Annotated in this window: 16 protein-coding genes; 7 read left to right on the top strand and 9 right to left on the bottom strand. The window is 69.3% G+C overall.

What is annotated here, in order from left to right:
* A complete protein-coding gene (locus E1295_RS14905; protein ID WP_132630861.1) occupies positions 1-489 on the top strand; it encodes a VOC family protein in 489 nt (162 codons plus the stop codon).
* Between the two features lies 1 nt (position 490).
* Here E1295_RS14905 and E1295_RS14900 read toward each other — a convergent pair whose 3' ends face one another.
* Positions 491-685 carry a hypothetical protein gene (locus E1295_RS14900; RefSeq protein WP_132630860.1) on the bottom strand — a complete coding sequence of 65 codons (195 nt, stop codon included), beginning with the start codon at positions 683-685 and terminating at the stop codon, positions 491-493.
* A gap of 44 nt (positions 686-729) precedes the next feature.
* Between E1295_RS14900 and E1295_RS14895 the strand changes: the two genes are divergently transcribed.
* Positions 730-924, top strand: a complete 195-nt coding sequence (locus E1295_RS14895; RefSeq protein ID WP_132630859.1) for a DUF3046 domain-containing protein — start codon at positions 730-732, stop codon at positions 922-924.
* 5 nt (positions 925-929) lie between these two features.
* On the opposite strand, the gene E1295_RS14890 is transcribed toward E1295_RS14895, so the two are convergent.
* Both E1295_RS14890 and E1295_RS14885 read right to left on the bottom strand, forming a co-directional pair.
* On the bottom strand, positions 930-1,202 hold the full coding sequence (locus tag E1295_RS14890) for a hypothetical protein (protein ID WP_132630858.1): 273 nt from the start codon (positions 1,200-1,202) through the stop codon (positions 930-932).
* Between the two features lie 122 nt (positions 1,203-1,324).
* Positions 1,325-2,620, bottom strand: a complete 1,296-nt coding sequence (locus E1295_RS14885; RefSeq protein WP_132630857.1) for a retropepsin-like aspartic protease — start codon at positions 2,618-2,620, stop codon at positions 1,325-1,327.
* Between the two features lie 84 nt (positions 2,621-2,704).
* Between E1295_RS14885 and E1295_RS14880 the strand changes: the two genes are divergently transcribed.
* The 4 genes from E1295_RS14880 (at position 2,705) to rny (ending at position 9,667) form a co-directional block, all read left to right on the top strand.
* The gene (locus E1295_RS14880) at positions 2,705-3,322 is read left to right on the top strand and encodes a TetR/AcrR family transcriptional regulator (RefSeq protein WP_132630856.1); all 618 of its coding nucleotides are present in this window, start codon (positions 2,705-2,707) and stop codon (positions 3,320-3,322) included.
* A gap of 523 nt (positions 3,323-3,845) precedes the next feature.
* Complete coding sequence (recA, locus tag E1295_RS52435) at positions 3,846-6,032, top strand: intein-containing recombinase RecA (RefSeq protein ID WP_132630855.1); 2,187 nt, start codon at positions 3,846-3,848, stop codon at positions 6,030-6,032.
* Between the two features lie 11 nt (positions 6,033-6,043).
* A complete protein-coding gene (gene recX / locus E1295_RS52430) occupies positions 6,044-7,258 on the top strand; it encodes a recombination regulator RecX (RefSeq protein ID WP_425465342.1) in 1,215 nt (404 codons plus the stop codon).
* A 792-nt stretch (positions 7,259-8,050) separates the two neighbouring features.
* Positions 8,051-9,667, top strand: coding sequence for a ribonuclease Y (gene rny, locus E1295_RS14865; protein WP_132630854.1), 1,617 nt, complete (start codon positions 8,051-8,053; stop codon positions 9,665-9,667).
* Here rny and E1295_RS14860 read toward each other — a convergent pair.
* The 6 genes from E1295_RS14860 to E1295_RS14835 form a co-directional block, all read right to left on the bottom strand.
* Positions 9,664-11,469 carry a S9 family peptidase gene (locus E1295_RS14860; RefSeq protein ID WP_246080046.1) on the bottom strand — a complete coding sequence of 602 codons (1,806 nt, stop codon included), beginning with the start codon at positions 11,467-11,469 and terminating at the stop codon, positions 9,664-9,666. The two genes, rny and E1295_RS14860, sit on opposite strands and share 4 nt — an antisense overlap.
* Before the next feature lie 49 nt (positions 11,470-11,518).
* On the bottom strand, positions 11,519-12,364 hold the full coding sequence (locus E1295_RS14855; protein ID WP_132630899.1) for a glutamate ABC transporter substrate-binding protein: 846 nt from the start codon (positions 12,362-12,364) through the stop codon (positions 11,519-11,521).
* A gap of 144 nt (positions 12,365-12,508) precedes the next feature.
* Positions 12,509-13,378: an amino acid ABC transporter permease gene (locus tag E1295_RS14850; RefSeq protein WP_132630852.1), complete on the bottom strand. Its 870-nt coding sequence runs from the start codon at positions 13,376-13,378 to the stop codon at positions 12,509-12,511.
* Entirely contained in the window at positions 13,375-14,043 is a 669-nt protein-coding gene (locus tag E1295_RS14845; RefSeq protein ID WP_132630851.1) for an amino acid ABC transporter permease, read from the bottom strand. Before E1295_RS14845 ends, E1295_RS14850 begins: the two co-directional genes overlap by 4 nt.
* A 58-nt stretch (positions 14,044-14,101) precedes the next feature.
* Positions 14,102-14,962, bottom strand: a complete 861-nt coding sequence (locus E1295_RS14840) for a glutamate ABC transporter substrate-binding protein (RefSeq protein ID WP_132630850.1) — start codon at positions 14,960-14,962, stop codon at positions 14,102-14,104.
* A 17-nt stretch (positions 14,963-14,979) separates the two neighbouring features.
* Positions 14,980-15,735 (bottom strand): amino acid ABC transporter ATP-binding protein, encoded by a 756-nt coding sequence (locus tag E1295_RS14835; RefSeq protein WP_132630849.1) that lies wholly within the window; start codon positions 15,733-15,735, stop codon positions 14,980-14,982.
* Positions 15,736-15,873: 138 nt separating this feature from the next.
* Here E1295_RS14835 and miaB point away from each other — a divergent pair, with 138 nt between their 5' ends.
* The gene (miaB, locus tag E1295_RS14830; protein ID WP_220448719.1) at positions 15,874-17,367 is read left to right on the top strand and encodes a tRNA (N6-isopentenyl adenosine(37)-C2)-methylthiotransferase MiaB; all 1,494 of its coding nucleotides are present in this window, start codon (positions 15,874-15,876) and stop codon (positions 17,365-17,367) included.
* Positions 17,368-17,714 lie beyond the last annotated feature (347 nt).

The raw sequence follows: 17,714 nt of genomic DNA, 5'->3' as shown, positions 1-17,714 counted from the left end.
GTGACCATTGACTACGCGTCCATCGAAGCCCGCCGTGCGGAGCTCAGGCGGCGTCACGTCTTACCGCACCGGCCGTCCAGCAGCGCACGCGGCCTGCACCACGTCGCCCTGGTGTCATCCGACGTGGAAAGGACCATAACGTTCTACCAGGATCTCCTGGAGTTCCCGCTCACCGAGATCATTGACAACCGCGACTACAAGGGCTCCAGCCACTTCTTCTTCGACATCGGCAACGGCAACCTGCTCGCCTTCTTCGACTTCCCCGGCCTCGACCTCGGGCCGTACCGCGAAGTGCTGGGCGGGCTGCACCACATCGCGATCTCCGTCGACCCCGCCACGTGGGAACGGCTGCGCGGGAAGCTGGAGATGGCCGGCGTGCCGCACCAGATCGAGAGCGGCGCCTCCATTTACTTCAAGGACCCCGACGGCGCCCGCCTGGAACTGCTCGCCGACCATCTCGGTGAGATGTACGGCGCGCGGGTGATGTGACCTAGCGCCGCGACGCCCTGCGCGTCCGCGGCCTGCCCGCACGCGGTGACCGCCTGATGCCCGCGTGCCGCTCGGCACGTTCCTCCTTCTCCTTCCGTACGGCGAGCCGCAGCGCGAGCTGGAGCCGGCGGCGCCTGGCCCGGTTGGCCCTGACGGCGGCTGACTTGGGGGGTGAAGACTTGGGGGTCTTTGGCATGGAGATGTCCTACCCACCTCTGGCGGGCTTCCATACTTGGGTGCATGCGCCTGACCGAGTTCTGGAGACGGATGAACGCTCACTTCGGTGAGGCCTACGCCGAGTCATGGGCGCGCGACTACGTGCTCGCACCGCTCGGCGGGCGGACGGTGATGCAGGCGCTGGCCGACGGCGAGAGCGCCAAGACCGTCTGGCGTGCCGTGTGCCAGGTGGAGGACGTCTCGTCCAAGCTGCGCTGAAGCCGCTAGGGCCGGGCGTCGTCCAGCGCCTCGCGCAGCGCGGCGGCCGTACGCTCCAGGTCGTCCGCGCTGCCCTGCCCGCGGGGCGACCACAGGAAGAGCCAGCCCCCTCCTGACGGAGTCGTGAAGATGATCGTCTGGCGGCCGGTGTGCGGATGCCACACCCACAACACCGGATCGTCCTCGCCGACCAGCCGGCTGACCAGGCCCACGGCGGGCAGCCGCTCCGCGAGCGCCTCCAGGTGGACGCGCCGTTCCCCGGTGAAGCCGCTCGCCACGTCGCCTCCAAGCCGTCGCCCTGCAGTGAGTCTCCCCAGCTCATCGCGCATGACAACACGCCGGGGCCAACCCTGCCCGAACATCACGTGGCGAGGTCGCCGCGTCACGCGGAGCGCGGGTCTCAGCGCCTCGGCTCCATGAGGACGCGCATGCGCGCGAAGTCGAACGTGAGCGCGTACGGCTTGAAGAACGCGTGCGTCGGCAGCCCGCCGATGCGGAACCCGAAGCCGTGCTCGAACCAGCCGGGGAACGCGCCGGTCAGACCGGGAACCTGACGGCGGGTGGCGGAGCCGAGCGTCACCGTCTCCACGGTCACCTGGTGGAAACCCTCGCCCGGCGGAATCGTGATGCCCGCGGCGTCGAAGGTGGTGCGGGGCGCGGTGAAGCCGATGTCGCCGCCGCCCGTGTCGACGAAGAACACCATCCGGTCCAGGCCGTTCACGGTGCCGTGGGACAGCAGGTAGTGATCGCCCAGGAACCACATGGGGGCGCTGTGCCGCGCCCGGATGCGGGCGCGCGTGTTCTGCCGCAGCACCAGCGCCTGGTCCGGGTAGTCGATGGTGGACAGGAACCGCGACAGGACGCTCGTGCCGATCGCCCCCTGGGTGGTCCTCCCGTCGGGCGCGGTGATCCGGATCGTGTCGGGGATCGTGTGGACCGGCAGGTCGCCGATGCCGAGTTCGCCCATCGCCAGGCGGTCCACGCGCCCTTGGTACGCCTTGTGCTCGCCGTAGACGGTCTTGCCGGTCGTGTGGCCGTACATCGGGATGCCGAGCCGGTCGGCGTAGTCCTGGTTGAGCGCGAACAGCGCGCCCGTGTCGAGGAAGAACAGCTCGGGCGGCGCGCCGTTCACGGACGCCTCGACCATCGGCAGGGGGTCGGACGCCGCGAACGGGATCCGGGCGGTCTCGGGGCCGGAGATCGTGTACGGCCTGCGCCCCGCGAAGCTCCTCAGCTGCTCCGGGGTGGCGGTCGGGGCGTCCGCCTTGACCCTGGGGAGGAGGTCGGCCAGTTCGGCGTACGCGTCGGCGCGCCACAGGGCGTTGGCCAGGTTGCTCAACGAGCGCGTGTGCCCGGGATCGAGCCGCAGCACCCGCTTCAGCAGCCGTTCGGCCGCGGGCAGGCGGTTGGCCAGCAGCGCGATGTAGGCGTGCTGGGCGAGCGCGGCCACGTGGTCGGGATCGCGGGAGAGGATCTGCCTGTATGAGGCGTCGGCGGCGTCGAAGTCGCCCGCATCGAAGAGCTCGCCGGCCTTGTCCATGAGGTCCATGAGTCGTTCCTTTCGTGGTGGTCGCACGCCTGGGGCGGTGGCCAGGGGACCACCGTCCGCGGCCCCCACCGCGCCGGCGATCGCGAGAGAGGCCGCGCCGGCCTTTGCCAGGAACGCCCGGCGCGTGTCCGTCGCCTTGCCGTCCATCGGGTTCCACCTTTCAGATACTGATTGGTATTCGGATACCGCTTAGTATTCATATACCCTTGGGAATGTCAACGGAAGGCGGTCATGGCGGTGGCGGAACGGCTCACCCGGCAGGAGCAGCGGGAGCGCAATCGGCTCAAGCTGCTGGAGGCGGCGGAGAAGGTGTTCGCCGAGCGCGGCATTCAGGGCGCCTCCATCGACGAGGTCGCCGCCGAAGCGGGCCTCACCAAGGGCGCCGTCTACTCCAACTTCGCCTCCAAGGAGGAGCTGCTGATCGAGGTCATGCGGCACCGCCTCGGCGGGGAGGCGCGGGCTCAGGCGGACCGCCTGCTCCACTCCGGGCGCGACTCCGAAGCGTTGGTGGAGGAGTTCGGCCGCTACTGGGCCGAACGGGTGCGCGGGGGCGACCAGGAGGCGTTCGCCCAGATGACCGTGGAGCTCATGATCCACGCGACCAGGAACCCGGCCGTGCGCGAACAGCTCGTCGACCTGGTGTTCCCGACCGCCGGCGAAGGCCGGCACCCGCTGTCGCCGCCGGGCAGCGCGCTGGCCGGGCTCCCTTACGCGCAGGCCGACGCCATACTGAAGTCCCTCGACATCGGCATGCGCCTGCTCGTCCTGCTGGCCCCGGAGCGCTGTCCCCCGGAGCTGTTCGCGACGGCCCTCCGCCTTCTCACCGCACCGAAACCCGACCACACCTGATCGAGTACGGCCGACCGCGCCGCCGCTTCTCCGCGTCCCCGAAAGAAAGGAGGGCCGACAGGGGTGGACCGGCAGGGGTGGACCGACAGTCCAGTCCCGCAGTCCAGGCCGGCAGGGGTGACCGGCAGGGGCGAACAGCAGAGGCGACCAGCATGGGCGACCCGGAGAAGCAGCGCAACGGGGACCATTCACCAGGGGAGCACTGCCCGCCCAGTCGGTCCGGCCTGTCGGTCTGGCTGTCGGTCTGGCCTGTCGGTCTGGCCTGGTGGGTGGCTTGGTGGGCGGCTTGGGGGTGCCGGAGACCAGGCGTCGGCGGGACGTTCTGGCGTACCGTGGGTCACCTGCGCTGATCGGCTTCAGGGCGGGCGCGGATCGTGGCGTGTTCCTGCTGTGCTCGAACAGCCGTTCGGCTACGATGGGAGAACGCCGAGCCACGTCTTCCCCGGCAGTCCCAGAAAATGTCGGTGGCAGGCCGTAGCTTTCACTCGACTGACCGGACCACGACCCTCACAGGGGGAGCTCCATGGCTATCAACGACCGCGAGAAGGCCCTCGAGACCGCGCTCGCTCAGATCGAGCGGCAGTTCGGCAAGGGTTCAGTGATGCGCCTGGGCGACGACGCCCGAGCCCCCATCGAGGTGGTCCCCACCGGGTCGATCTCCCTTGACGTGGCTCTCGGCATCGGCGGCCTGCCGCGCGGCCGCATCGTCGAGATCTACGGCCCCGAGTCGTCGGGCAAGACGACCATCGCCCTGCACGCGGTGGCCAACGCCCAGCGGGCCGGCGGCATCGCGGCGTTCGTCGACGCCGAGCACGCCCTCGACCCGGAATACGCCAAGAAGCTCGGGGTCGACACCGACGCCCTGCTGGTCTCGCAGCCCGACACCGGCGAGCAGGCGCTCGAGATCGCCGACATGCTCATCAGGTCCGGCGCCGTCGACATCATCGTCATCGACTCGGTGGCCGCGCTCGTGCCCAAGGCCGAGATCGAGGGAGAGATGGGCGACAGCCACGTCGGCCTCCAGGCCCGCCTCATGTCCCAGGCGCTGCGTAAGATCGCCGGCGCCCTGAGCACCACCGGCACCACCGCGATCTTCATCAACCAGCTCCGCGAGAAGATCGGCGTCATGTTCGGCTGCATGTCGTACGGCACGCGGGTCACGCTCGCCGACGGCACACAGGAGAAAATCGGCAAGATCGTCAATCAGAAGATGGACGTCGAGGTTCTCTCCTACGACCCGGAGACCGACAAGCTCGTTCCCCGCCGCATCGTCAACTGGTTCGACAACGGCAACGCCGAGCGCTTCCTGCAGTTCACTGTGGCCAAGTCGGGTGGAAACGGAAAGGCCCAGTTCGCTGCGACGGAGAACCACCAGATCCGCACTCCGGGCGGCTGGCGTGACGCTGGTGAGCTGATCGCGGGAGATCGCGTCATGCTCACGGAGACCCACCGCCTGAGCGACAAGCAGTGGCAGGTCATCCTGGGGTCGCTGATGGGCGATGGAAGCCTGTCGCCCAATCGTCGCGGTCGCACCGGCGTTCGCTTCCGCATGGGGCACAGCGCCAAGCAGGAGGACTATCTGTCCTGGAAGTGCTCGATGCTCGGCAACATTCCCCACAGCCGCAGCACTAATGCCAAGGGTGCGGGCTTCGCCGACTTCACTCCTCTGCCCGAGCTCGATGAGCTGCGCCAGGTGGTCTATCTCGGTGGCGGCAAGAAGCACATCACCTCGGAATACCTCAAGGCGCTGACGCCTCTGGCTCTGGCGGTGTGGTATATGGACGATGGCTCGTTCGCGCTTCGTTCGAAGGGGCTGCAGCAGCGCACCGAAGGCGGTTCCGGTCGCATCGAGATCTGCGTTGAGGCGATGAGCCAGGGCTCCCAGGAGCGTCTGCGCGACTACCTGTGTGACACCTATGGCCTCAACGTGCAGGTTCAGCATCGCGGGGCCCGAGGCGTGGCCGTCCTGCAGTTCGACACGGCGTCGTCGGCCACGTTCCAGAAGCTGGTGGCGCCCTACGTCCACCCCTCTATGGCCTACAAGCTCCTGCCTCGCTACCGCGGCCAGTTCGCGGTGGAGGCGGAGTTCGCCGACCCGGAGCCGCGGCTTGTGCCCTCACGGATCCTCGACATTCGCATCAAGCCGAAGACCCGCTCGATGAGGAAGTTCGACCTCGAGATCGAGGGGACGCACAACTACTTCGTCGACGGTGTCATGGTCCACAACAGCCCCGAGACGACGACGGGTGGTAAGGCGCTCAAGTTCTACGCCTCGGTCCGGATGGACATCCGCCGCATCGAGACGCTCAAGGACGGCACGGAGGCGGTCGGCAACCGCACCAGGGTCAAGGTTGTCAAGAACAAGATGGCCCCGCCCTTCCGGGTCGCCGACTTCGACATCCTCTACGGCGTGGGCATCTCCCGCGAGGGCGGCCTCATCGACATGGGCGTGGAGCACGGCTTCGTACGCAAGTCCGGCGCCTGGTACACGTACGAAGGCGACCAGCTCGGTCAGGGCAAGGAGAACGCGCGCAACTTCCTGCGCAACCACCCCGACATGGCCAACGAGATCGAGAAGAAGATCAAGGACAAGTTGGGCGTCGGCCCGCGCCTCGACACCCCCGCCGAGGCCGCGGCAGCCGCTCCGGCCCCTGCGGCTGCTCCTTCCGGCCGGGGCTCCAAGTCCACCCCCAAGCCGGGTGACGTCTGAGCCTCGGTTCTATGAGTAACCCCGACCGGCCGCAGGCGTCCCAGCCGCACAACCGGGGCGCCTGGCCCACCACCTCGCCGCAGGGCCGCGACCGTGCTCTTTCGTCGGCGGACGGCTGGCCGTCCCTTGACGAGTGGCGCAACCGCCCGCGCACCTCCGACCCCGAGTCCGGCGACGTCACGGGTTCCGGCAGCCCCGCGGAAGACCCCGGCATGCCCGGCTCCCCGCCTCAGGCGCCGGGCCGCTCCCGCCTGGCCGACGAGGGTCCGGCGCGTGACGGTGAGCGTGTTCTGGACGCCCATGCCGAGCCGGGGCCGGACACAACCGGCCCTCCACCACCGCAGTCCGGCGGCTCTGGTGCGGGTGACGGCGGACCGACGGCTGCTGCAGCTGTGGGCGATGACGGCGATCTGGCCGGTCTTGCGGCTCGGGGCGATGACGGCAGTCCGGCGGATGCTGCGACTCGGGGCGATGACGGCGATCCGGTCGGTTCTGCGGCTCGGGGCGATGACGGCGATCCGGCGGATGTTGCGGCTCCTGGCCATGGGGGCGGATGGCATTCCGAGGTGCTGGCCGGGAGCAGTTGGTTCGCTGACGACCAAGCGGACGGTGACAAGAAGAGGTCGGGCCGGGGGCGCCGATCCAGCAAGGCGGGCAGGCGCGGTGGCAAGAGGGCGACAGGATGGCTGCCTGAGGGCCCGGACGCTGGGAGCCCGGCCGGCGCCGCTCCGGCGGCCGATCCGGAGTCGGTGGCCCGGGCCATCTGCCTGCGCCTGCTCACCATGGCCCCCAAGACACGAGCCCAGCTCGCTGAGGCCCTGCGCAAGCGGGAAGTGCCGGACGACGCAGCCGAAGCGGTGCTCAGCCGGTTCTCGGAGCTGGGGCTGATCAACGACGAGGCGTTCGCCGCGGCCTGGGTCGACTCCAGGCACCACGGTCGCGGCCTGGCCAAGCGAGCCCTGGCCGCCGAACTGCGCCATCGCGGCGTCGACACCGACACGGTCAATGAAGCCGTCGACCGCCTCGACCCCGACCAGGAGGCGGAGACCGCCCGGCGACTGGTGGAACGCAAGCTGGCCGCGACCCGTTCCCTCGACCCACGCGCCCGCACCCGCCGACTGGCCGGCATGCTCGCCCGCAAGGGTTACTCCTCGGGCCTCGCCTTCCGCGTCATCCGGGAGGCCCTGGAGCAGGAGGGCATCGACATGGAGGAAGACTTCCCCTGACAGGTTCCCGCCGAGCCGCGACGGTCCGGCAAGATCTTGTTTGGACAGGGCGTGCCGACCGCCCGAACCCCTTCGACGTAACCCAACCTGTCCGCGCACGCTCCCGGGCAGCCCGTGCCTTGCAAATCCCCGCATTCCCGCTGGTCGTGCTCGATCTGTCTGCGCAGGCATCGGCAGGTGGACGTGTCTGGTGGTTGTGCTCTTGGGTCGCGTGTGAGTGGGCGGTTTCGATGGTCGTGCCCCCGGTCCTGTCTGAGCGGGTTGGTTGCGGTGGTCGACCCCCGTCCCGTCCGAACCGGCGTCTTCCGGTGGCCGTGTGCCCACTCCTTCGGACACGCGCCTTCTCGGGAGGCCAGGCTCCACGGGCATGCCCCTTTCGGGAGGCCCCGTCCTGGCGCCTCTTCGTGTGCGAGGCCCATGACCGGAAATCCTCTTGGGGCAGGGCCTGGCTGGGTATTTCGGCGAATGTGGTGGTAATGACTGATCTTGTGGTGGGTGTGGCGATGCGAGCCCGTAAGACACGCTTGAAGACGCGTTTGCTTGCTCGTGACCTGTTCGACGCATAACCTCGACGGCAGTGAGGAGTTACTCCGCGCAGTGCGGATTGCCATACCGGTGAACGACGGACGAGCGAGCTTGGGCGATCGAGGCAGGCGAGGTGTCGGGTTTTCGGGCCGACGCCCGTTCCGCCTTGGCTGGGTGTCGACCGGGCTGTCCGTGGCGTGCTTGTGACCCCTCCCGTTTTGTGGCCGCGTTATGAGGTGTTGACGACGCGAGGAGGGCGGGGCGCACATGGGGCCGCTGGTCGTGGTGCTGATGGTGGCGGTGCTCGTGCTCGCGTTCGGGATGATCGTCGCGCTGCTCGTCGTCATACGCCGTACGTCCGGCCCTTCGCCACGTGGCGGCAAGCCGAGCCCCGAGCAGGTGCAGGCGGTGCACGAGGAGCTGGAGCAGGCTCGTGAGGAGGCGCGGGAGATCCGCCACAAGGCGGAGACCGACGCCGAGGAGATTCTGCGCAGGTCGGAGAGTGCCGCCGAGAGCGCGGCCCAGATGCGGCGCGAGGTGGAAGAGGAGAGCCGGATCCTCAAGTCCGAGCTCAAGGAGCTACGGGCTGATCTGGAGCGCAGGGAGGCCAGGCTGGCCGAGCGCGAGCAGCGCCTGGACGAAGAGGCCAGACGGCAGTCCGAACGTGACAGGAAGCTGGCCGAGACCGAGGTGGAGCTGGCCGACCGGCGTGAGGAACTGCTCCAGCTGGAGCAGGAGCGGCAGGTCGTCCTGGAGCGGGTCGCCGGGTTGACGGGCGCCCAGGCCAAGGCGGAGCTGGTCAGGGAGATCGAGAACCAGGCCAAGCGCGAGGCCGCGCTGATCGTCAGGGAGATCGAGGGCGCCGCCCGCAAGGAGGGCGAGAAGCGGGCCACCAAGATCGTGACGCTGGCCGTGCAGCGGGTGGCGGCGGAGCAGACGGCGGAGTCGGTCGTCAGCGTGCTGCACCTGCCGGGCGACGAGATGAAGGGCCGCATCATCGGACGCGAGGGGCGTAACATCCGCGCGTTCGAGTCCACCACCGGGGTCAACCTGATCATCGACGACACGCCCGAGGCGGTGTTGTTGTCGTGCTTCGACCCGGTGCGGAGGGAGACCGCCAGGCTGACGCTGGAGAAGCTGGTGCTGGACGGCCGCATCCACCCGCAGCGCATCGAGGAGGCCCACGACCGCAGCCGCCAGGAGGTCCAGGACCTGTGCGCGCGGGCCGGCGAGGACGCCCTGGTCGAGCTGGGCATCACCGACATGCATCCCGAGCTGACGCTGCTGCTCGGGCAGTTGCGCTACCGCACCTCCTACGGCCAGAACGTCCTGAAGCATCTGATCGAGTCCGCTCACATCGCCGGCATCATGGCCGCCGAGCTGAAGATGAACCAGCGGCTGATGAAGCGCTGCGCCCTGCTCCACGACATCGGCAAGGCGCTCACGCACGAGGTGGAGGGCAGTCACGCGCTGATCGGCGCGGAGATCGCCCGCCGCTACGGCGAGGAGGAGGACGTGGTGCACGCCATCGAGGCGCACCACAACGAGGTCGAGGTCCGCACCGTCGAGGCGGTGCTCACGCAGGCCGCCGACGCGATCAGCGGCAGCCGTCCCGGTGCCCGCCGTGAGTCTCTGGAGGCGTACGTCAAGCGGCTGGAGCGGCTGGAGGAGATCGCGCAGTCGTACGAAGGCGTGGAGAAGGTCTTCGCCATGCAGGCCGGCCGGGAGATCCGCGTCATGGTCAAGCCCGACGCGGTCGACGACATCCAGGCGCAGGTGATCGCCCGTGACGTGGCCAAACAGGTGGAGGAGGAGCTGACCTACCCGGGGCAGATCCGCATCTCCGTCGTCCGCGAGTCGAGGGCCACCGAGTTCGCCCGTTAGGCGAAGAGCTGCTGGTAGAAGGCGAGTTCGGCGGCGAGGGCCGCGGCCCGCGTCTCGGCGCGGCGGAAGCCGTGCGACTCTCCGTCGAAGGCGAGATAGGTGCACGGGACGCCGCGTTCGGCGAGCGCGTCGGCGAAGGCGGCCGACTGCTGGGGCGGCACCACGGGATCGTCGAGCCCCTGCAGGAGCAGCATGGGGCAGGACACGCCGTCCACCAGGCCGAGCGGTTCGCGGGCGGCGTAGACGTGCGGGTCTTCCGGCCCCACCAGCCACTCGACGTAGTGGGACTCGAAGTCGTGGGTGTGCTGGGCGAGCGGCCCGAGCGCGCTGACGCCGTAGTAGGAGACGCCGCCCGCGAACACGTCGGACCGGCAGCAGGCGGCCAGCACGGTCCAGCCGCCGGCGCTGCCGCCGCGTACGGCGATCTTGGCGGGGTCGGCCAGCCCTTCGCCGGCCAGCCACTGTGCGGCGGCGATCGTGTCGGCGACGTCGAGCCGGCCCCACTGGCCTTTGAGCCGCTCGCGGTAGCGCCTGCCGTAGCCGGTGGAGCCGCCGTAGTTGACGTCGAGCACGCCGATGCCGCGCGAGGTCAGGAACGCCTTCTCCAGGTCGAGAGCGCTGTCGGCGTGGGCCGTCGGGCCGCCGTGCACGAAGATCACGTATGGTGGGGCGCCGGTGGTGGCCGGGCCGTGCGGCGGATAGAGGAACGCGGGGGCCGGCGTCTCGACCGCCCGGGGAAGCGGGAGGTAGGAGGGGTCGGGCAGGCGCGCGTCGTGCCGGCCGAGCGCCGCGGACGTGCCGGTCTCCGCGTCCACCTGGAGGACCGACCGGGGAAGGGTGGCGGAATAGCCGACGCCTATCACCGACGTCCCTTCGGCCGCCAGCGCCGCGTCCCAGCCGGAGCAGGGCACGTCGAGGTCGGTGAGCGTGCCCGAACCGGGATCGAGCACGCCCAGCCGCAGGTCGCCGCGCCCGTGCAGGACCGCGAGCCGTCCGTCGCCGAGCACGGTGTAGGGCCGCCCGCCGAGCTGCCACGGCGGCGTCGCGAACTCCTCCTCGGCGGGATGCAGCGCCCGCGCGTCGCCGCCCCGCAGATCGCTCTCGTAGAGGTTCCACCAACCCGAGGAGTCGGAGATCAGGTAGAGGTGGGCGTCGTCCTTCCAGGACGGGGCGAGCACGGATTCGGCCGGACCGCCCCGCACGGTCCACTCCTCGCCGCTGGAGAGGTGGACGACGCGGAGCCGGCTGCCGTCCCAGGGCATGTGCGGGTGGTTCCAGCACACGTACGCCAGATGCCGCCCGTCGGGGGAGACGGCGGGAGAGGCGTAGAAGTCGCAGCCCGTGACCCAGGTGCGGGGGTCGCCGCCGGCCAGCGGGACGGACACGATGGCCCGGGTGATCCTGCCGTCGTCGCCGTGCCGCTCGCGTACGGCCCACACCTGGCCGTCGTGCACGGACAGGTCGGCGTAGCGGCCGTCGCCGGCGAGGGGTTTCGGCCGGCCGTCATCGCCGAGGAGGTAGAGGCGCTGGTCGTCCAGGTTGGCGAAGACCACCTCGCCGCCGGAGGTCACGGTGTAGGGCCTGCCGCCGTACTCGTGCACCCGGGTGCGCGCGCTCCACGGGGCCCGCAGCAGCTCGCGGTGGGTGCCGTCGGGGGAGCGGCACACGATCGTGGTGCGTCCGCCCTCGTCGGGGCGGTCCTCGGTCCACCACACCCGGCCACCCAGGACCGTGGGCCAGCTCGGACGCACCCCTGACTGCGCCACGTCTCTGGTCGTGATGGGGGAGGGCCGGAAAGGCATACCCCGCATCCTGCCGGAAGATCGGCCGGCGTGCTGGCCGGATCTTGGATCAGGGGCATCCGGCGGGCGGCGGCGGAGCCGTCGGCAGGTCGAGCCCCGTCCTGCCGAACCACTTCTGCAGCAGCCGGGCGGCCGTGCCGTCCCGCCACATCGAGGTGATCGCCTCGTTGACGGCCTCGCACGTGGCGATCTCGCCCTCCTTGAGACCGACCGCCCACTCCTCCTTGCTGATCGGGTCGTTGAGCAGCCTGAGCTTCTTGGGGTCCTGCTCGACGTAGCCGGCCAGACCCAGGTTCTCGGTGCTCACTGCGTCGAGCCGGCGGTCGAGCAGTTTGCGTACGCACTCGGAGTAGTTGGCCGCGGGCACGAGGATGGCGGGCAGATCCAGCTTGCCGTCGGGCGGCGGGTCGACGATGCGCCGGTACGAGTTGGATCCCTTGGCCAGGCAGATGCGCTGGCCCGCCAGGTCGCTCGTCTTCTGGATGGAGGTGTCGTCGGAGCGGACCATCGTGTCCTGGTACGCGGTGACGTACGGGCCCGCGAACGTTACCCGGGGCTTGCGCGACTTGGTGATGGAGTAGGAGGCGACGACCATGTCGACGGTGCCGTTCTGCAGCAGCGCCTCACGGGCGGAGGAGGGTGCCTCGCGCCACGTGATGCGTACGTTCTCGCCGCCGGCCAGATGCCGGACGATGTAGCGGGCGACGTCGACGTCGAACCCCTCGGGGGCGCCGGGCCCGGTCTTCAGCCCCACGCCTGGCTGGTCCCACTTGGTGCCGACAGTGACCGTGCCGGCGTCGCGGATCTTCTCGGCGACGGTGGCGTACGAGCCGTTGCCGCCGCACGCCGCCAGGCACACGGCCATGGCCGCTCCCGCGAGCGCCGCCCCACGCATGGTCACCCCGATCATCTCCTGTAAGAAGGAGCTTGTCGGCTGGATAGCGCGTACGGGCGGGTCTCGCAACGCCTTGAACGGAGAAATGGGGCTTTCTTGACAAACTATCGGTGTACGGGCAGCGCGCAGGCCGCCCGTACACCGTCAGGCGGCGCCTTCGCCCATGCCCGCGACAGCCGGAGTGAGCGGTGCGGCCGCGGTCTTGCGGCTGCGCCTGCTGCGCTTCTCCAGCCAGGTGGCGAGGTAGCTCAGGGCCATGTTGAGCGTGACGTAGATGATGCCGATGACGATCGCCGCCGGGATCAACGAGCCGAAGAACCGGGCCGGGAGGATCTTGAAGCCGGTGTTGAGCAGGTCGACGTAGGCGATGATGTAGCCGAGCGCGGTGTCCTTCAGCAGCACCACGAGCTGGCTGACGATCGCCGGCATCATCGCCGTGACGGCCTGCGGCAGCAGCACCAGCCGCATGACCTGGTTCTTCCGCATGCCCACCGCGTAGGCGGCCTCCGACTGCCCCTTGGGCACGGCCTGCACGCCGGCCCTGACGACCTCGGCCAGCACCGAACCGTTGTAGAGCATCAGGCCGACGACCACCGCCATGAACGCGTAGTCGCCGCCGCCCATCAGCACCGGCGCCAGGTAGAAGATGAAGAAGATCAGCAGCAGCAGCGGGATGGCCCTGAAGACCTCCACCACCACCCCGGCGGGGACCCTGATCCAGGCATGGTCGGACAGCCGCGCCAGACCGAAGATCGCGCCGAAGGCGAGCGCGAGCACCGCGGCCACGGCCGCCGCCTCCAAGGTGCCGATGAGACCCGGGATGATGTAGAACTCCCACGTCTCCCACTGCAGGAACGGCTCCCAGATCTTGCCTTCCCACTGGCCCTTGGCGTCGAAGCCTTTGTAGACGCCGTAGACGACCGCACCGACGATGATGATGCTGACGACGGTGAGGGCGTGGTTGCGCACCCGCCCGCGCCGGCCCGGGGCGTCGAACAGGACAGATGTGCTCATCGGGCCACCGCCAAGCGCCGCGACAACCAGCCCGTGAAGAACCCGATCGGCATGGTCAGCACCATGAAGGCGACGACGATGCCGAGGAAGATGGGAATCGACGCGCCGGTCTGGTCGAACGTCTCCTTCATCACGGCCGCCGCGTCGGCGAGGAACCCGCCCGCGGTGGCGACCGTGGTGTTCTTGATCATGGCGATGATCACGCTGCCCAGAGGGGCGACCACCGCGCGGAACGCCTGCGGCAGGATGATCATCGTCAGGGACTGGCTGAACGTCAGGCCGATCGCCCTGGCCGCCTCGGCCTGGCCCAGCGGCACCGTGTTGACGCCCGAGCGCAGCGCCTCACACACGAACGCCGCCGTGTAGAGGGACAGGCCCATCGCGACCAGCCAGAACGAGTTGGTGCGCGGCTCGCCGGAGAAGACCAGGCCGAGCTGGTCGCTCAGGCCCAGCGCCGAGAACGCCAGCACCAGTGTCAGGGGGGTGTTCCGGACAACGTTGACGTAGATCGTGCCCACCGCGCGCATCACCGGCGTGGGGGAGACCCGCATCGCCACCAGGATCGTGCCGATGATCAGAGAGGCGACCAGGGCCACGAGCGCGAGCTTGACGTTCTCCAGGAACCCCAACCCGAGGTCGGGGGCGTATGTGATTAGTTCGTCCATCGTGCTCCACCGCAAGGGCGACGGGCGGCCGGGGGGCCGGCCGCCGTCGCCGACGTGATCAGCTGCAGCCCTCGGCCGGCGGCGCGGCCTCCGACAGCTTCAGGCCCTGGATGCCGCCGAACCACTTGTCCAGCAGCTGCTTCATGGTGCCGTCGTCCCACAGCTTCTTCACCGCGGTGTTGACGGCCTCGCAGGTCTTCGTGTCGCCCTTCTTCAGGCCGACGCCGTACTTCTCGTCGGTGAAGCCCTGGCCCAGCACCTTGAAGTTGCCGCCGGCCTGCTTGGCGAAGCCCGCCAGGATCAGGTCGTCGGTGGTGACGGCGTCGAGGTTGCTGCCGGTCAGCTTCTGTACGCACTCGGAGTAGTTGGCGGCGTCGACGGTCGTGGCGTCGATGTCGAGCTCGCCGTCCGGCGGTCCTTCGGTGATGCGCTTGTAGGAGTTGGAGCCGGCCGCCTTGCAGATCTTCTTGCCCTTGAGCTCCTGCGGGCTGTTGATCGACGTGTCGTCCTTGCGGACCATGACGTCCTGGTGGGCGATCACGTAGGGGCCACCGAAGGTGACCTTGCCCTTGCGCTCCTCGGTGATCGAGTAGGTGGCGACGACCATGTCGACCGTGCCGTTCTGGAGGAACGGCTCACGGTTGGACGAGGCCGACTCCTTCCACTCGATCTCGACCTCCTTGCCGCCGGCCAGCTCCTTCACCAGGGCCTTGGCCACGTCAACGTCGAATCCCTCGGGCTCGGCGCCCATCTTCAAGCCCAGGCTCGGCTGGTCCCACTTGGTGCCGACGACGATCTTGTTGGCGCCTTGGACCTTCTCCAGCACGGTGGCGTACGACTGCTCGTCGCCACCGCAGGCCGTCAGGCCGGCTGCCAGAGCCGCCACGGAGAGCACCGCTCCCGTTCGACGCATGTGCATGTGTACCTGCCTCAATCTCAGTGCGTGAGGATCTTCGAAAGGAAGTCGCGCGCCCGGTCGGTCTGCGCGTTGGTGAAGAACTCGTCGGGGGTGTTCTCCTCGACGATCTGTCCGTCCGCCATGAACACCACGCGGTTGGCGGCGCGGCGGGCGAAACCCATCTCGTGCGTGACGACCACCATGGTCATCCCGTCGCGCGCCAGCCCGACCATGACGTCGAGCACCTCCTGCACCATCTCGGGGTCCAGTGCCGAGGTCGGCTCGTCGAACAGGATCATCTTCGGGTCCATGGCCAGTGCCCTGGCGATGGCGACCCGCTGCTGCTGGCCACCCGACAGCTGGGCCGGATATTTGTCCGCCTGTGCTGCGATACCTACCCGTTCGAGAAGCTCCATCGCACGCTTGTTGGCCACATCGCGCGAAACTCCGCGCACCTTGAGCGGGCCGAGCGTGACGTTCTCCCGGATGGTCTTGTGCGCGAACAAATTGAACGACTGGAAGACCATGCCGACGTCGGAACGCAGCTTCGCCAGCGCCTTGCCCTCGTCGGGCAGCACCTGGCCGTCGAATATGATCTGCCCGTCACTGATCGTCTCCAGCCGGTTGATCGCACGGCAGAGCGTGGACTTCCCGCCGCCCGACGGGCCGATGACGACCAGAACCTCGCCACGAGAGACGGTCAAGTTGATGTTCTTCAGGACATGCAGCGCCCCGAAGTGCTTGTTGACGTTCTCCAGCCGAACCAGTGGAGCGCCGTCGCCGTTCTCCGTCATGGACCAAAACGGTAGAGGGCATTAAGACGCTGGTCACTAACCGGGTGGTACCGATCCGATCACATCGTGCCGTCAAGCTGGTCTTTTAGATCGGCACGGGCCGTCTCAAGCCGCACAACGACTACCCTGGAAAGCGCCATGACTGTGACCCAGGAGAGCGCCCGCACCTACGAAGTGCGCACATATGGGTGCCAGATGAACGTCCACGACTCCGAACGGCTCTCCGGCCTGCTGGAGGACGCCGGCTACGTGCCCGTCCCCGACGGCGAGAGCGCCGACGTGGTCGTGTTCAACACGTGCGCCGTGCGCGAGAACGCCGACAACCGCCTTTACGGCAACCTCGGCCATCTGCGCCCGGCCAAGGTGAGCAATCCGCGCATGCAGATCGCCGTCGGCGGCTGCCTGGCCCAGAAGGATCAGGGCGAGATCGTCCGCAAGGCGCCCTGGGTCGACGTGGTCTTCGGCACCCACAACATCGGCTCGCTGCCGGTGCTGCTGGAGCGCGCCCGCATCGAGGGCGAGGCGCAGGTCGAGCTGAAGGAGTCGCTGGAGGTCTTCCCCTCGACGCTGCCCACCAGGCGCGAGTCCGCCTACGCTGCCTGGGTGGCCGTCTCGGTCGGCTGCAACAACACGTGCACGTTCTGCATCGTCCCCTCCCTGCGGGGCAAGGAGAAGGACCGCCGGCCCGGCGAGATCCTGGCCGAGGTCGAGACCCTCGTCGGCCAGGGCGTGCTCGAGGTCACCCTGCTCGGCCAGAACGTCAACACCTACGGCGTGGAGTTCGGCGACCGGCTGGCCTTCGGCAAGCTGCTGCGCTCGTGCGGCTCGGTCGAGGGCCTCGAACGGGTCCGCTTCACCTCGCCCCACCCTGCCGCGTTCACCGACGATGTGATCGCCGCCATGGCCGAGACGCCCAACGTCATGCACCAGCTGCACATGCCGCTGCAGTCGGGCTCCGACCGGGTGCTGCGCGCGATGCGCCGCTCCTACCGCGCCGAGCGCTACCTCGGCATCATCGAACGCGTGCGCGCCGCCATGCCCGACGCGGCCATCTCGACCGACATCATCGTGGGTTTCCCCGGCGAGACCGAGGAGGACTTCCAGGCCACGCTCGACGTCGTCAGGCAGAGCCGCTTCGCCAACGCCTTCACCTTCCAATACTCCATCCGCCCCGGCACGCCCGCGGCGACCATGGACGGCCAGATCCCCAAGGAGGTCGTCCAGGAGCGCTACGAGCGGCTGGTGGCCCTCCAGGAGGAGATCTCCTGGGAGGAGAACAAGAAGCAGGTGGGGCGCACGCTCGAAGTGCTGGTCGCCGAGGGTGAGGGCCGCAAGGACGACGCCACCCGCCGGCTGTCAGGCCGCGCCCCCGACAACCGGCTCGTGCACTTCGCCGCGGGCCCGGAGACCCCGCGGCCGGGTGACATGGTGACGGTCGAGGTGACGTACGCCGCGCCGCACCACCTGGTGGCCGACGGGCCCGTGCGCGAGCTCAGGCGGACCCGGGCGGGCGACGCCTGGGAGTCCCGCCAGGCCGGTCCTTCGACGGGCTCGGGGGTGCTGCTCGGCATGCCCACCCGGAGCCGCCCTGCTCCTCCTCCCTCGTCGTCGGACACCTGCTCCGCCCGCTGACCCTGGGCCCGTCCCACCGGGCCGGAACCCGCCACCGACTGTCACGGCGGTCGCCGCAGCCGTTCGTCACGGACGTCTGCGCGCAGACGTCGCTCCTCGGCGCCCACCTGCCGAGCGCCCACCTGGCGGGCGCACGGTCGGACGTGCACGGTCGGACGTGCACGGCCGGACGTGCACGGCCGGACGTGCACGGCCGGACGCGCATGGGCGGGACCGTCAGCGGGTGAGGCGCTCGAGGTAGCTGTAACAGGGCCGGCGGCGGAAGTCGTGGAAGGTGGCGCAGGGGTCGATGCCGCGCGCCGACGGCCCCGGGGCGACCGTGCGCCTGTTCGGCGCGGGGTCGTGGG

Origin of the sequence: Nonomuraea mesophila (genome assembly GCF_004352805.1) — a bacterium.
GTDB lineage: Bacteria > Actinomycetota > Actinomycetes > Streptosporangiales > Streptosporangiaceae > Nonomuraea > Nonomuraea longispora.
The sequence above is the reverse complement of the archived record's forward strand: the minus strand, read 5'-3'. Positions and strand labels throughout refer to the sequence as shown.